Raw genomic sequence first — 14,204 nt, 5'->3', positions numbered from 1 at the left:
TCAGCAGAAGCCGGGCGTGCCCTGCCAGGCGATCTCCGCCGGCGGCACGTCGTCGCGCAGCACGGCGCCCTCGATCAGCCCGTAGGGGCGGTCGTCGGCGTGGTAGACGACGTCGGGGTTGTCCAGCCCGTAGGCCGACAGGTCCTGCAGGAAGTGGTGCTTGTTCGGCATCGACAGCCGCACCTCGGCCACCTCGGGGAACGTCTCGAGCACCGCCTCGCCCATCCGGTACAGCGTCTGCTGCAGCGCGAGGGAGTGGGTGGCGGCGAAGGCCTCCAGCAGCGTGCTGCGCACGCCGGCGAAGACGGCGTCGAAGTCCAGCTCGGTGGTGGTGTACCGCCAGCGGGCGGTGACGGCGGTGGCGAGGATCCGGTCGCGGGTCTCGGCCAGCGTCGTGTACCGGTCGCGCGGGAAGCCCCAGAACTCCGAGCCGGTGGTCTTGAGGACGACGAGGTCGGTCAGCCCGGCCAGCACGTGCGCGTCGTCCCCGTCGACGGTGACGACCGCCGTCCGCACCTCGCCGCCGGGACGCCGGAACGCGTGGTCGTGCTCCTGCCCGCCCACTCCGATCCGCTCCCAGCCGTAGGACTCCACCGCCACCCGCGCGCCGCGGATCCACGCGTAGGACCCGGCGAAGTGCCGCGCCAGCCGCAGCCCGAACGCCTCCGGCGAGCCGACGCCGTCGCGGGCGAAGGCGAAGACGGTGTTCTTCTGCGCGTCGGTGGTCAGGATGTGCGCGTTGTCGCCGGCCGTGTGCGCGGCGGCGAAGTCCCCGCGCAGGCTGGAGGAGACGTTGAGGTCGACCAGCGTGTGGCGGGGGCTGCTGCGGTCGACCGCGACCACGCGGACCTCCGCCTTCCCGTACTGGTTCGCTCCGAGGACGATCGCCATGGCCGCACCCTCTCCTGTGCCGGTTTCGCGGATGTTGCACGTGGAACCGGAGTGCGAGAGGCGAGGAAACCTCGCCTCTCGCACTCCGGTCAGGAGCCGCGGTAGGTCGAGTACGCGAACGGCGAGAGCAGCAGCGGCACGTGGTGGTGCTGCGCGGGCTCGGCGACGGTGAAGGTCAGCGTGACCTCCGGCCAGAACGCGGCCACCCCGCGGCCGTCGAACCACTCGCCGACGGCGAAGACCAGCCGGTGGGTGCCGGCGGCGGTCGCCTCCTCGGTCAGCCGGCAGCGGCCGTCGGCGTCGGTGACCCCCTCGGCCAGCAGGTCCTCGCCGGCGTACAGCCGGACGGCGATCCCCGCGGCCGGCCGCCCCGCGACGGCGTCCAGGACGTGCGTGGAGACGCTCATGCCACGAGCTCCCGCACCCGCAGCGCGGTGATCTGCGCCAGCTGCTCGGTGGCCTCGGCCCGCTCGGCCGCCTCGTCGTTGCCCAGCCGGCGGCGCAGCTCGGCCAGCATCTCCTCCGGCGAGCGGCCCGCGGCGCGGATGAGGAAGACGTGCCCGAAGCGCTCCTCGTACTCGCGGTTGCCCTGCAGCAGCGCCGCCCGGGTCTCGTCGTCCGCCCCGCCCATCGACGCCTGCTCGCGCCGGGAGGACTCCGCCTCCTCCGAGGAGCCCTCCACGCGGTCGCCGATCCTCGGGTGCGTGGCCAGCGCCATCGACACCTCGTCCCACGGCAGGGAGCGGGCCACCTCCTCGGCCCGGCGCACCAGCGTGTCGACGTCGGCGTACGGCCGGCCGGCCACGAGCTCGGCGGCGAAGCGGGGTGCGGCGTTGCACGCCCGCAACACCTGGACGGCAGAGTCGGCGGGCCGGTCGTTGAAGTCGTCGAGGCGGGACACGGTGCGAGGATGCCAGCCCGCCGCTGGAGGAGAGGGGCAGTCATGCCTGAGGTGCGTGTGGAGGGACCGGCCGTCGAGCGGGCCGAGGAGGTCCTGACCCCGGAGGCCCTGGCCTTCGTCGCCGACCTGCAGGTGCGGTTCGGCGCGCAGCGCGACGCGCTGCTGGCCGCCCGGGCCACCCGCCGGGCCGAGATCGCCGCCGCCCGGTGGCTGGACTTCCGCCCGGAGACCGCCGACGTCCGCGACGGCGACTGGCGGGTGCCCCCGCCGCCGCCCGGGCTGGTCGACCGGCGGGTGGAGATCACCGGGCCGACCGAGCCGAAGATGGCGGTCAACGCGCTCAACTGCGGCGCCGACGTCTGGCTGGCCGACCTCGAGGACGCCAACACCCCCCACTGGCGCAACGTGGTCACCGGGCAGGTGGTGCTGCGCGACGCCGTCCGCCGGACGCTGTCGTTCACCTCGCCCGAGGGCCGGGAGTACCGGCTGCGCGAGGACGGCGAGCTGCCCACGATCGTGCCCCGCCCCCGCGGCTGGCACCTGCCCGAGCGGCACCTGCTGGTGGACGGGCAGCCCGCGGTCGGCGCCCTGGTCGACGCCGGGCTGTACCTGTTCCACAACGCCGCCGAGCAGCTGGCCCGCGGCAGCGGGCCGTACTTCTACCTGCCCAAGATGGAGGGCCACCTCGAGGCGGCGCTGTGGCGGCTGGTGTTCGACCACGCCGAGCAGGTGCTGGGGCTCCCGGCCGGCTCGATCCGCGCCACGATGCTGATCGAGACCATCCCGGCGGCGTTCGAGATGGAGGAGATGCTGCACGCGCTGGGCAGCCACGCGACCGGCCTGAACGCCGGGCGGTGGGACTACCTGTTCAGCGTCATCAAGGTCTTCCGCGACGCCGGGCCGGAGTTCGTGCTCCCCGACCGCGCCGCGGTGACGATGACCGCGCCGATGATGCGGGCCTACACCGACCAGCTGGTCGCCGTCTGCCACCGCCGCGGGGCCATGGCGATCGGCGGCATGGCCGCGGCGATCCCCAGCCGCAAGGACGCCGAGGCCAACGCCAGGGCGCTGGCCAAGGTCACCGAGGACAAGACCCGCGAGGCCGGCGACGGCTTCGACGGCTCGTGGGTGGCCCACCCCGACCTGGTGCCGGTGTGCCGGAAGGCCTTCGACGCCGTCCTCGGCGACCGGCCCAACCAGCTGGACCGGCAGCGGCCGGAGGTGTCGGTGACCGCCGAGCAACTGCTCGACGTGGCCGGGGTGCCTGGGGAGCGCACCATGGCCGGGCTGCGGGGCAACGTCGAGGTGGCGATCCGCTACCTGGCGGCGTGGCTCGGCGGCAACGGCGCGGTCGGCATCCACGGGCTCATGGAGGACGCCGCGACCGCCGAGATCAGCCGCTCGCAGGTGTGGCAGTGGGTGCGCAACGGCGTCGTCCTCGACACGGGGGAGGCGGTCACCGAGGAGCTGGTGCGCCGGGTGGTGGCCGAGGAGGTGGCCGGGATCGGCGAGCTGCCGCACCTGGACGACGCCCGCCGGCTGTTCGAGCAGGTGGCGCTGGCCGAGGACTTCCCGGACTTCCTGACCCTGCCGGCCTACGAGCTGGTGAGCTGATGCTCGACGAGAGCGTCTACGCCGAGCTCGACCGGCGACTCGCGCCGGTCGACGCCGCCCGGCTGGCCGCCTATCCCGGCGCCCGGCCGGGCCGGCAGCCGGTGCACACCTGCTACGTGCCCGCCGACGCCGTCGCCCCGGGGCTGGCGGCGTCGTGGGGGACCGCGGCGCTGGCCGCCCTCGACGAGCACGGCGAGCCCGACCTCGGCCTGCCCGCCGACCTCGCCGGCGCGGTGTGGCCGCGGGTACGCGCCAAGCTCGCCGCCGATCCGGTCGAGGATCTGCGGATCGACGCCGAGGACGGCTACCGCGGCTCCCCCGACGCGGAGGACGCCGACGTGGTCCGGGCCGCCGAGGCCGTCGCGGCGGATGTCCGCGCCGGCACGGCACCGCGGTCGATCGGCGTCCGGGCCAAGTCGCTCGAGGAGCCGACCCGCCGCCGCGGCGTCCGGACCCTCGACCTCGTGCTCGGCGGCCTGTCGGGCGCCATTCGCGCGCGAATGGCGCCCGTCGTCGTCACGCTGCCCAAGGTCACCGACGTCGAGCAGGTGCGTGCCTTCCTCCCGGTCCTCGACGCGCTGGAGCGGGCGCACGGCCTCGAGGTCGCCCTCGAGCTGCAGGTGGAGACGCCGCAGGCGGTGCTCGGTGCGGACGGCGCGGTGACTCTCGCCCGCATGGTGCACGCGGCCGGCCCGCGGCTGGTGGGCCTGCACTACGGCACCTACGACTACAGCGCCGCGCTCGGCATCGCCGCGGCGCACCAGTCCTCCGACCACCCGGCCGCCGACCTGGCCAAGGACCTCATGCAGGTCGCCGTCGCCGGCACGCGGGCGGTCGCGGTCGACGGCTCCAGCAACGTGCTGCCGCTGGGCGGCCGCGACCAGGTGCACGCCGCCTGGCGCCGACACGCCGGGCTGGTCCGCCGGGCGCTCGAGCGGGGGCTCTACCAGGGCTGGGACCTGCACCCCGCCCAGCTGGTCACCCGCTACGCGGCCACCTACGCCTTCTTCCGGGCGGCGCTGCCGGCGGCCGCAGCCCGGCTGGCGGCCTACCTGGACCGCGTGGACGGCGGCGTGCTCGACGAGCCCGCGACCGCCCGCGCCCTGGCCGGCGTGGTGCTGCGCGGGCTCGACTGCGGCGCGCTGGACGAGGCGGAGGTGGCCGCGGCGACCGGCCGGACGCGTACCGACCTCGACGGGCTGGCCGGGCGCCGGTAGGGCCGCCGCGACGTGGCCGAGCGGGCCGCCGCCGGTTCTGGGATGGTCTGCTGTCAGGGTCGCCACAGGAGCAGCTCATCCCTTCGAGTGGACCCGGGGTTCCGGCGTCCGATAGGAGGGAAGAGAGCGACCTCGCACCTCCTGGTGGCCGCGCCGCCGGAAAGGTGTTCCACAATCGGATGGAGTCGGCCGGATCCCCGGCCCTGGCGTAGTCGAGGAACGGTGTCCGGTACGACGGCGGAGGACCACGCGGCCCACGGCGCTGCGCCGTCGCAGGTGCTCCCGCCGTCCCCCTTCGGCCCGCGGCACGGCGCCGCGCTCGTCGGCTCCGACGACGAGCTCCTCGCCGTCGCGGTGCCGTTCCTCCTGGCCGGCCTGGAGGCCGGCGACCTGACGGTGCTGAACTGCCCGACCGACACGGTCTCCCTCCTCTCCGACGCGCTGGGTGAGCCGGCCCAGGCGGTCGAGGTCGAGCCCCGCGTCAGCCTGCTGGGGGCGCGCGGCCCGGACGCCCTGGCCGCCTTCGAGCCGCTGCTCGGCCGGGCCCAGCAGGGGCCGTCGGGTCGCGTGCGGGTGTTCTGCCAGGTCGCCCACCGGGACGATCCCGAGTTCGGCCGGGAGCGGCAGCGCTTCGAGCAGGCCTTCAACCACCTCGTCGACGGCGCCCCCGTCAGCGCCATCTGTGCCTACGACAGCCGCCGCGTGCCCGCCGAGTGCCTGGCCGGAGCGCGGCTGACCCACCCGCACCTGGTCAGCGGGGAGCTGTGGTCGGAGAACGCCGACTACCGCGACCCGATCGACTACGTCCGCTCCCTGCCGGTGCCCCGCCTCCCGCTGGAGCAGGCCGCGCCGGTGTACGCCATCGACGCCGCCCCCGACCTGCCCACGCTGCGGCACGGCATCGGCGCCGCGCTGGCGCAGGTGGTGGCCGACCGCGACGAGCGGGAGGACCTCCACCTGGCCGCCAGCGAGATCGCGGCCAACGCCTTCCGGCACGGGGGCCGGCCGGTGTCCGCGCGGGTGTGGTGCGACGGGCGGCAGCTGGTCTGCACGATCACCGACGGCGGGCGTGGCTACGACGACCCCTTCGCGGGCTTCCAGCCCGCCCACGGGCGCGACCTCTCCCGCGGCGGCATGGGCCTCTGGCTGGCCCGCAAGCTGTGGGACCACGTCGACCTGCTGCCCGGTCCGGGCGGCCTGACGGTCCGGCTGAGCACCGTCCTGACGTGACCTGACCGTGCTTGACGGCACCGATTCCTCACTGTTGAGGTAAGTCGGTGATCGTGGTGACGGCGGCGGGCGGCGCGACCGGCACCGCCGTCGTCCGGGCGCTGCGGGCCCGCGGGCAGGCCGTCCGCGCGGTCGTCGGGCGCCGCGGACCCCGGCCGGAGCTCACCGACCTGGGCGCCGAGGTGGTCGTCGCCGAGCTCACCCAGCCCCGGCCGTGGGGCGAGATCCTCGAGGGCGCCGGCGCGCTGTACCTCATCTGGCCCAACTTCGACCCGGACGAGGCCGACGGCGCCCGCGCGCTGTTCGCCGAGGCGCGCCGGGCCGGCGTCGCCCGCGTCGTCTACCACTCCGTCCTGCGCCCCCAGGCCCGCGCCATGCCGCACCACGCCGCCAAGGACCGCGCCGAGGAGGCGCTCGACACCGCAGGCGTGCCCTGGCGGGTGCTCCAGCCCTGCGCCTACGCGCAGAACCTCGACGGCGCGCTGGCCGAGGTCGCCGCGACCGGCCGGTTCCGCAGCGCCTGGGGGCTGCGCACGGCGCAGTCGCTGGTCGACCTGCGCGACGTCGCCGAGGCGGCCGCGGTGCTGCTCACCGAGGACGGTCTGGACGGCGGCACCTTCGAGGCGGCCGGCCCGGAGCCGCTGACCGCGCCGCGGCTGGCCCAGCTCATGGCCGGCGCCCTGGGCCGCGACGTCCGGGCGGAGGACGCCGTGCCGCGCGGCGACGTGCCGGCGGCCTACGCCGGCCGGTGCCGGCGGCTGATGTTCGACCACTACCGGGCGCACGGCTTCACCGGGAGCCCCCGGGTGCTCACCGCGCTGCTCGGCCGCCCGCCGCGCACCTACGCCGAGCACCTGGCCGACGTGGGGGCGGCATGAGCGGGCCCGGCGACGCCGTCGACCTGATCCTCGAGCAGTGGCGGCGGGAGCGGCCCGACCTGGACTGCTCGCCGATGGGGGTCATCGGCCGGATCACCCAGCTGCAGCGCGAGGTGCACCTCGCCCAGCGCTCCACCTTCGCGCGGTTCGGGCTGGACGCGCCGTCCTTCGACGTGCTGGCCGCCCTCCGGCGGGCCGGTGCGCCCTACCAGCTCACCCCGACCGCGCTCATGCGCACCGCGCTGGTCACCTCCGGGGCGATCACCCAGCGGCTGGACCGGCTGGAGGAGCGCGGGCTGATCACCCGGGAGCGCAGCGAGAGCGACGGCCGGGCCGTCGTCGTCACGCTCACCGAGGCCGGCGGCGCGGCGCTGGACGCCGCCCTGCCCGACCACCTGGAGACCGAGCGCAAGCTGCTGGCCGGGCTGACCGACGACGAGCAGGTGCAGCTGGCGGCGCTGCTGCGCCGGTTCCTCATCACCCTGGGCCGGGTGCCGCAGCCGCCCTGATCAGTCGGCGGCGGGGACGTCGCCGGGTTCGAGGTCGGGGCGGATCCGCACGAACCGCAGCGGATGGCGGAAGACGCCGGCCTGGAGCGCGGCGTCCGCGCTGACCTCCACGACCACGCTCGGCTCGACGCGGGTGAGCGGCACGCTGAGCCGGCCGCCGCCGAAGTGCCCGGTGCCGATCCGGTCGGGCCAGGGGTGCTGCGGCCCGGCGGGGGTGAGGACGGCGGCCAGCTCGGCGCTCTGCGCCGGTGACAGCGGGCTGGTGCGGCCGACGACGACCAGCTCGCCGTCCCGGTAGCGGCCGGCGACCAGCTGGCTGGGTCGGTCCAGGGGCCCGATGACCCCGCCGGCGACCACCTCGGTGGTCTCCCACGACTTGACCTTCAGCCACTCCCGGCGGCCGGGCGCGTAGCGGGCGCCGGCGCCCTTGGCGACCAGGCCCTCGATCCCGGCGGCGCGGTAGTCGGTGAACCACTGCTGCGCCTCGTCCGGATCGCTCGTCAGCGGCGACAGCTGCAGCGGCGGTGCCCAGCGGGCGGCCAGCTGCTCGAGCTCGGCGCGGCGCTGGCGCAGCGTCCGGCGGCGCCGGTCGGCGCCACCGGCGGCCAGCAGGTCGAAGGCGACGTAGGACGCCGGGGCGGCGGCGACCTGGGCGGCGATCCGGCTGGGCGCGGTGACCATGCGGCGCTGGAGCAGGCCGAAGTCCAGCCGCGAGCCGTTCCAGATCACCACCTCGCCGTCGACCACGGTGCCGGCCGGGATCTGCGCCAGCGCCGCGGCGGCGACGTCGGGGAACCGGTCGGTGAGGTCGCGGCCCTGCTTGGACCACAGCCGCGTGCTGCGCCCGGTGCGGACGACGACCAGCCGGTAGCCGTCCCACTTGGGCTCGTACACGCAGCCGCCCGGGAGCGCCTGCGCCCGCGGGATGCTGCGGGCGGGCTTGGCCAGCTGCACCGCCACCGGCCCGGCGAGGTCGGGTGGCACGTCGGGCAACCCGGGGACGGACAGCGGCACGCCGACCAGCCTGTGGGGTCCTCACGTCGCCCGCAGCGTCCTGAGCTGCCGGTTCACTCCTTCGTGGCAGGTCGCCACGCTCCGCGGCGGCCCCGGTGGGCGGCACGACGCGGGCGGGGAGGTCAAGTCCCGATCCGGTCACGGCCGGGTTGCGGGAGCCGAGGTCAGGTGCCGGCCAGCTGTCCGGTGTGCCGCTCGAAGCGGGAGGCCGAGTGGCCGTCGAGCCCGGTGATCTCCACGGTCGTGCCGCGGCCGGCGTACCGCTGCGTGATCGCGTCGAGGGTGGCCACGGTGGAGGCGTCCCAGATCGAGGCGGCGGAGAGGTCGACGACCACCCGCTCGGGGTCGCCGGCCACGTCGAACTGCTCGACCAGGTCGTTGCTGGAGGCGAAGAACAGCGCGCCGGAGACCCGGTACACGCGGACGCCGTCCTCCAGCGTGCTGGTCACCGTCACCAGGTGCGCGACCCGCCGGGCGAACAGCACGCAGGCCACGAGGACGCCGACGCCCACGCCGATCGCCAGGTTCGAGGTGGCCAGCACGACGGCGACGGTCGACAGCATCACCGCGGTCTCGCTGCGCGGCATGCGGGGCAGGGTGCGCAGGCTGTGCCAGTCGAAGGTGGCGATCGACACGAAGACCATCACCGCGACCAGCGCGGCCATCGGGATGACGGCGACGACGTCGCCCAGCGCCACGACCAGCACCAGGAGCAACGCACCGGCCAGGAAGGTCGACAGCCGGGTGCGGGCACCCGACCGCACGTTGATCATCGTCTGGCCGATCATGGCGCAGCCGCCCATGCCGCCGGTGAACCCGGTGACGATGTTGGCCACCCCCTGGCCCCAGGACTCGCGGGTCTTGTCCGACCGGGTGTCGGTGATGTCGTCGACGAGCTTGGCCGTCATCAGCGACTCCATGAGCCCGACGAAGGCGACGCCGAGGGCGTAGGGCGTGACGACGCGCAGCGTCTCCCAGTCGAGCGGCACGTCGGGCAGCGCGAGGAACGGCAGGCTGTCGGGCAGCGCGCCCTCGTCGCCGACGTCGGGCACCGACCAGCCGGCCGCGACGGTGAGGACGGTCAGCACGATGATCGCGACCAGCGGCGCCGGGACGGCGGTGGTCACCCGCGGCAGCAGGAAGATGATCGCCAGGCCGGCGGCGACCATCGGATAGACCAGCCAGGGGACGCCGACCAGGTGCGGCACCTGCGCGCTGAAGATCAGGATGGCCAGCGCGTTGACGAACCCGACCATGACGCTGCGCGGCACGAACCGCATGAGCCGGGCCACGCCGGCCAGCGCCAGGAGCACCTGGAAGACCCCGCCCAGGACCACGGCCGCGAGCAGGTAGGGCAGCCCGTGGTCGGCGACCAGCGGGGCCACGACCAGCGCGACCGCACCGGTGGCGGCGCTGATCATGGCCGGCCGGCCGCCGGTGAAGGCGATGACCACGGCCATGGTGAACGAGGCGAACAGGCCGACCCGAGGGTCGACGCCGGCGAGGATCGAGAAGCTGATCGCCTCGGGGATCAGCGCGAGCGCCACGACGAGGCCGGCGAGGATCTCCGTGCGGGCCACGCGGGGGGAGAGCCAGGCGGGCCGGGACAGGCGGGGGGCGGAGGGCACGGAACCCCACGTTGCGGGAGCAGCACCCGTTGCGCGGAAGGGCGCGGCGGTGCGTCGTCCGTCACGGCGCGTCCCGGGGGGCGGCGGCATACAGTTGAGATCTCAACTGATCGACGAGGAGTCGCCGCATGTCCCGTCCCGTCCTGCAGGTGGTCGCCGCCAGCACCCGTCCCGGTCGCCGCGGCATCGCCGTCGCCCGCTGGATCGAGCAGCTGGCCCAGGAGCACGGGGGCTTCGACGTCGAGCTCGTCGACCTGGCCGAGGTGGGCCTGCCGGTGCTCGACGAGCCGAACCACCCGCGGCTGCAGCAGTACACCCACCAGCACACCAAGGACTGGAGCGCGACGGTCGCCCGCGCCGACGCGTTCGTCTTCGTGACGCCGGAGTACAACCACTCCTTCCCCGCCGGGCTGAAGAACGCCCTCGACTACCTGCACGCCGAGTGGGCCGACAAGGCCGCCGGGCTGGTCTCCTACGGCGGCGTCTCCGCCGGGCTGCGCGCGGCCGCGGCGCTCAAGCCGGTGCTCGGCGCGCTGCGCATGGTGCCCGCCGTCGAGGCGGTCTCGGTGCCCTTCTTCACCCAGTTCGTCGACGAGGAGGAGCAGTTCGTGCCCAACGCCGAGCTCTCGGCCGGCGGCAAGGCGATGCTCGACGAGCTGCTGCGGCTCACCGGCGCGCTGCGCACCCTCCGCGCCGCGGCCTGACCGCCGCCTCGACCGCGGCCGTCAGCCGCGGTCGAGCAGCAGCAGCGCGTACGCCGCCATCGACGGCCCGTCGGTGAACCGGCCCCCGGCCACCATCGCCCGCAGCTCGGCCTCGGTCACGAACGCCTGCCGCATGTCGGCCTCGGTGACCTCCCGGGCGGTGGGGCCGGGGGCCAGGTCGGTGGCCAGCCAGACGTCGAACTCCTGGGTGGTCAGCCCGGGCGCCATGTCCAGGTGCCCGAGGTGGCGCATCGAGCCGGCGCGGAAGCCGGTCTCCTCGGCCAGCTCGGCGCGGGCCAGCTCCTCGGCCGTGCCACCGGCCCCGGCGCTCCAGGTGCCCTGCGGGAACTCCCAGGCCCGCCGGGCGATGGGGTGCCGGAACTGCTCGACCAGCCAGAAACCGTCGCGCTCGGCGGGCAGCACCAGGGCGAAGTCGGGCTTCTCGACCACCCCGTAGACCCCGGTCGAGCCGTCCTCGCGCTCGACCGCGTCCTCCCGCACCCGGATCCACGGGTTGCGGTACACCTCCCGGCTGCCCGTCGTCCGCACGGTGGCGAGCCTGTCAGACGCGTGGACGATGGACGGTGATGACCGAGCGGAAGCCGCCGGGGGTCTCCTTCGAGACCTGGGTGGACAGCCAGATCACCCGCGCCCGCGAGCGGGGCGACTTCGAGCGCCTCAGCGGGGCGGGCAAGCCGATCGCCGACCTCGACCGCGAGACGACGGCCTACGACTGGGCGCTGGCCAAGGCCCGCCGCGAGGGCGTGGAGACCGCGGCGATGCTCCCACCGGGGCTGCGGCTGCGGCGCGAGCGCGACGAGCTGCCCGAGCGCGCGGCGCGGCTGGAGTCCGCGGACGCCGTCCGGGCGCTGGCCGAGGACTACAACACCCGCGTCCAGGCCTTCTGGCGCACGCCGCAGCCCAGCCGCTGGGCGCCGGTGCCGGGCCTGGCCGACGTCGAGGCGCTGGTGGAGGGCTGGGAGCGGGCCCGGCCGCCGGCGCCGCCGGACCCGCCCGCCCCACCACCCGCGCCGGGGCGCCGGCGCTGGTGGCGCCGGCGCCCCTGACGGGCGGCTCAGGCCGCGCTGGGCACCCGGTCGAGGAAGCCCAGCACCGTGGCGATCCGGCCGTCGCCGTCCACCAGGACGACGTCGGAGCCGACGATCGGCGCCTCCTGCCCCTCCGGGCCGAGGTGCCACGTGAAACGCACCTGGTCGTGGTGGGCGTCGGCCGGCCCGGCCAGCCGGAAGACGAATCCGGGGAACTGCTGCTGGACGGCGGCGATCGTGGCCTCGATGGCGTCCCGGCCACGGGCGTCGGCCAGCGGGTCGGTGTAGCGGGCGTCGGGGCGGAACAGCGCCTCGACCGCGGCGCGGCGGGCGCCGGGGTCGGTCTCGTTCCACGCGGCGAGGTAGCGGTCGGCGAGGTCGGGGCTGGCGGTCACGGGGATCTCCTCCGCGGTCGGGGTGGGCTGACGGCGACCACCGTGTCCGGTCCGCGGACGCCGGTCGATGACCTCGCAGGTAAGCGACAGCCCACTGCCGCCCTGGCTACGTTGCCGCCATGACCGCGACCGCCCCGCCCCCGGTCGGCGCGCTGCTGCGCGACTGGCGGCAGCGCCGCCGGCTCAGCCAGCTCGAGCTCGCCGGCGACGCGGGCGTCTCCGCCCGGCACCTGAGCTTCGTGGAGACGGGGCGGGCCCGGCCGAGCCGGGAGATGGTGCTGCACCTGGCCGAGCAGCTGGACGTGCCGCTGCGCGAGCGCAACCGGCTGCTGCTGGCCGCCGGCTTCGCCCCGCAGTACGGACGGCGGCGCCTGGACAGCCCGGACATGGCCGCCGTCACCCGGGCCCTCGACCTGGTGCTGACCGCGCACGAGCCGTTCCCGGCGCTGGTGGTCGACCGGTCGTGGGAGCTGGTGATGGCCAACCGGGGCATCGACCTGTTCACCGCGGGGGTGGCCCCGCGGCTGCTGGAGCCGCCGGTCAACGTGCTGCGGCTGAGCCTCTCCCCGGAGGGGCTGGCCCCGCGGATCCTGAACCTGCCGCAGTGGCGGGCGCACGTGCTGCACCGGCTGGGCCGCGAGGCCGAGCTGACCGGCGACCCGGCGCTGGCCGCGCTGCACCGGGAGCTGCGGGCGCTGCCCGGCGGCACCGACCGCTCGGTGCCCGACGGCATCGCCGTGCCCCTGCGGGTCCGCGCCGGGGACGACGCGCTGTCCTTCCTCAGCACGGTGACCACGTTCGGCACCGCGGTCGACCTCACCGCGGCGGAGCTGTCGGTCGAGGCGTTCCTGCCCGCCGACGCCGCCACCGCCCGCTGGCTGGCCGCGCGTTCGCCCGCAGCGGATCCAGGCCTGCCGGCGCCGCAGCCGGGTAGATGAGGGCCACCCGACCCGAGGAGGACCCATGACCGAGGTTCCCGGCACCGACCGCGACCAGGCCCGGGAGAACGCCCTGAGCGAGGTCCCGATCACCCCGGAGGGGATCGAGCCGGACGACGACCACTCCGGCGACGAGGGCGCCACCGGCGACGACGTGAAGCCGACGCCGGGCAGCACCGAGCCGCTGCCCTGACCGGCGCGCGCGCCGGGAGACGACCGGAACGGCCCGGTTCCCTGCCAAGGTGACCGGGTGGACGTCTTCGCGGCGATCGCCGACGAACGCCGGGGCCTGGCCGAGCTGGTGTCGGGCCTGACCGGCGAGCAGCTCGCGACGCAGAGCCTGTGCAGCGCGTGGACGGTGCACGACGTCGTCGCGCACCTCGTCGTGCCCCTGCAGGTGAGCATGCCGCGGTTCGCGCTGGCCATGCTGCGCAGCCGCGGGGACTTCGACCGGGCCAACGTCCGGCTGACCCGCGAGCAGGCCCGCCGGCCGGTCGGTGAGCTGGTCGGGGTGCTGCGGCAGCGGGCCGGCTCCCGGTTCACCCCGCCCGGGGCGGGGCCCGAGGCGCCCCTGACCGACCTCCTCGTCCACGGCCTGGACATCCGCTGGCCCCTCGACATCCCGCGGGACGTCCCCGAGGAGCGGCTGCGCACGTCCCTGACGGCCCTGGCCACGACCGGGGCCGGCGGGATCGTCCGCCGCGGCGCGCTGGACGGGCTGCGCTTCGAGGCCGACGACCTCGACTGGGCCTCCGGCGACGGCCCCGTCGTGCGCGGGCCCGCCGAGGCGCTCCTGCTCGCCATGACCGGCCGCTCCGCCGCGCTCGCCGCCCTCGCCGGCGACGGCGTGCCGGCGCTCAGCGGCCGGCCGGCCTGACGGGGGCCGCCCGATGGCCCACGACGCCGTGCTCGCCGACCGCGTCCGCGCCGCCCTCGCCGGGGAGGACGACGTCCGGGAGGTGCGGATGTTCGGCGGCCTGGCCTTCATGGTCCGCGGCGAGATGGTGACCTGCGTGTCGGTCGGCGGGGGCGCCCTGCTCGTGCGGGTGTCCCCCGACCGCGACGCCGAGTACCTGGCACGGCCCGGGGCCGGCCGGGCCGAGATGGGCAGGGGCCGGTCGATGGGCGAGGGGTGGATCGCCGTCGACGAGGAGGCGGTCGCCGAGGACGGGGGCCTGCGGTCCTGGCTCGACGCCGCCCTGGAGCGCCGCGCCGGGCGCTGACCCGGCGCGGCGC

Annotated in this window: 18 protein-coding genes; 11 read left to right on the top strand and 7 right to left on the bottom strand. The window is 75.8% G+C overall.

Features of this window, described 5'->3' with window-relative positions; translation table 11 throughout:
- The 3 genes from pucL to uraD all read right to left on the bottom strand — a co-directional run bounded on the left by pucL (window position 1) and on the right by uraD (window position 1,792).
- A complete protein-coding gene (gene pucL / locus ACI79R_RS23580) occupies window positions 1-891 on the bottom strand; it encodes a factor-independent urate hydroxylase (RefSeq protein WP_456576125.1) in 891 nt (296 codons plus the stop codon).
- 89 nt (window positions 892-980) lie between these two features.
- The gene (gene uraH / locus ACI79R_RS23575) at window positions 981-1,298 is read right to left on the bottom strand and encodes a hydroxyisourate hydrolase (protein WP_456576124.1); all 318 of its coding nucleotides are present in this window, start codon (window positions 1,296-1,298) and stop codon (window positions 981-983) included.
- Window positions 1,295-1,792, bottom strand: a complete 498-nt coding sequence (uraD, locus tag ACI79R_RS23570; protein WP_456576123.1) for a 2-oxo-4-hydroxy-4-carboxy-5-ureidoimidazoline decarboxylase — start codon at window positions 1,790-1,792, stop codon at window positions 1,295-1,297. The genes uraH and uraD overlap by 4 nt, the downstream gene beginning before the upstream one ends.
- 42 nt (window positions 1,793-1,834) lie before the next feature.
- Between uraD and aceB the strand changes: the two genes are divergently transcribed.
- The 5 genes from aceB to ACI79R_RS23545 all read left to right on the top strand — a co-directional run bounded on the left by aceB (window position 1,835) and on the right by ACI79R_RS23545 (window position 7,240).
- Complete coding sequence (gene aceB / locus ACI79R_RS23565; RefSeq protein WP_456576122.1) at window positions 1,835-3,406, top strand: malate synthase A; 1,572 nt, start codon at window positions 1,835-1,837, stop codon at window positions 3,404-3,406.
- Window positions 3,406-4,623 (top strand): DUF6986 family protein, encoded by a 1,218-nt coding sequence (locus ACI79R_RS23560; protein ID WP_456576121.1) that lies wholly within the window; start codon window positions 3,406-3,408, stop codon window positions 4,621-4,623. The genes aceB and ACI79R_RS23560 overlap by 1 nt, the downstream gene beginning before the upstream one ends.
- A gap of 222 nt (window positions 4,624-4,845) precedes the next feature.
- Entirely contained in the window at window positions 4,846-5,853 is a 1,008-nt protein-coding gene (locus tag ACI79R_RS23555) for an anti-sigma factor RsbA family regulatory protein (protein WP_456576120.1), read from the top strand.
- Window positions 5,854-5,900: 47 nt separating this feature from the next.
- Window positions 5,901-6,731 carry an SDR family oxidoreductase gene (locus ACI79R_RS23550; RefSeq protein WP_456576119.1) on the top strand — a complete coding sequence of 277 codons (831 nt, stop codon included), beginning with the start codon at window positions 5,901-5,903 and terminating at the stop codon, window positions 6,729-6,731.
- The gene (locus ACI79R_RS23545) at window positions 6,728-7,240 is read left to right on the top strand and encodes a MarR family winged helix-turn-helix transcriptional regulator (protein WP_456576118.1); all 513 of its coding nucleotides are present in this window, start codon (window positions 6,728-6,730) and stop codon (window positions 7,238-7,240) included. Before ACI79R_RS23550 ends, ACI79R_RS23545 begins: the two co-directional genes overlap by 4 nt.
- On the opposite strand, the gene ACI79R_RS23540 is transcribed toward ACI79R_RS23545, so the two are convergent.
- Window positions 7,241-8,254: an ATP-dependent DNA ligase gene (locus ACI79R_RS23540; protein ID WP_456576117.1), complete on the bottom strand. Its 1,014-nt coding sequence runs from the start codon at window positions 8,252-8,254 to the stop codon at window positions 7,241-7,243.
- 164 nt (window positions 8,255-8,418) lie between these two features.
- Complete coding sequence (locus ACI79R_RS23535) at window positions 8,419-9,882, bottom strand: SulP family inorganic anion transporter (protein WP_456576116.1); 1,464 nt, start codon at window positions 9,880-9,882, stop codon at window positions 8,419-8,421.
- Between the two features lie 128 nt (window positions 9,883-10,010).
- On the opposite strand from ACI79R_RS23535, the gene ACI79R_RS23530 reads away from it, so the two are divergent.
- The gene (locus ACI79R_RS23530; RefSeq protein ID WP_456576115.1) at window positions 10,011-10,586 is read left to right on the top strand and encodes an NADPH-dependent FMN reductase; all 576 of its coding nucleotides are present in this window, start codon (window positions 10,011-10,013) and stop codon (window positions 10,584-10,586) included.
- A 21-nt stretch (window positions 10,587-10,607) separates the two neighbouring features.
- On the opposite strand, the gene ACI79R_RS23525 is transcribed toward ACI79R_RS23530, so the two are convergent.
- Window positions 10,608-11,135: an NUDIX domain-containing protein gene (locus ACI79R_RS23525; RefSeq protein WP_456576114.1), complete on the bottom strand. Its 528-nt coding sequence runs from the start codon at window positions 11,133-11,135 to the stop codon at window positions 10,608-10,610.
- A gap of 38 nt (window positions 11,136-11,173) precedes the next feature.
- Between ACI79R_RS23525 and ACI79R_RS23520 the strand changes: the two genes are divergently transcribed.
- Entirely contained in the window at window positions 11,174-11,653 is a 480-nt protein-coding gene (locus ACI79R_RS23520) for a DnaJ family domain-containing protein (protein ID WP_456576113.1), read from the top strand.
- A gap of 8 nt (window positions 11,654-11,661) precedes the next feature.
- On the opposite strand, the gene ACI79R_RS23515 is transcribed toward ACI79R_RS23520, so the two are convergent.
- On the bottom strand, window positions 11,662-12,030 hold the full coding sequence (locus ACI79R_RS23515) for a nuclear transport factor 2 family protein (protein ID WP_456576112.1): 369 nt from the start codon (window positions 12,028-12,030) through the stop codon (window positions 11,662-11,664).
- 119 nt (window positions 12,031-12,149) lie between these two features.
- Between ACI79R_RS23515 and ACI79R_RS23510 the strand changes: the two genes are divergently transcribed.
- The 4 genes from ACI79R_RS23510 to ACI79R_RS23495 are packed head-to-tail and all read left to right on the top strand — an operon-like array spanning window position 12,150 to window position 14,191.
- Window positions 12,150-12,968, top strand: a complete 819-nt coding sequence (locus tag ACI79R_RS23510) for a helix-turn-helix domain-containing protein (RefSeq protein ID WP_456576111.1) — start codon at window positions 12,150-12,152, stop codon at window positions 12,966-12,968.
- Between the two features lie 25 nt (window positions 12,969-12,993).
- Window positions 12,994-13,161, top strand: coding sequence for a hypothetical protein (locus ACI79R_RS23505; protein WP_456576110.1), 168 nt, complete (start codon window positions 12,994-12,996; stop codon window positions 13,159-13,161).
- A 57-nt stretch (window positions 13,162-13,218) separates the two neighbouring features.
- A complete protein-coding gene (locus tag ACI79R_RS23500) occupies window positions 13,219-13,845 on the top strand; it encodes a maleylpyruvate isomerase family mycothiol-dependent enzyme (RefSeq protein WP_456576109.1) in 627 nt (208 codons plus the stop codon).
- A 13-nt stretch (window positions 13,846-13,858) separates the two neighbouring features.
- Window positions 13,859-14,191, top strand: a complete 333-nt coding sequence (locus ACI79R_RS23495; protein WP_456576108.1) for a TfoX/Sxy family protein — start codon at window positions 13,859-13,861, stop codon at window positions 14,189-14,191.
- The last annotated feature ends 13 nt before the right edge of the window (window positions 14,192-14,204 follow it).

It is taken from the genome of Blastococcus sp. SYSU D00820, from assembly GCF_054050695.1.
Note: the sequence above shows the minus strand (reverse complement) of the source record. Positions and strands in the feature narration are given on the sequence as shown.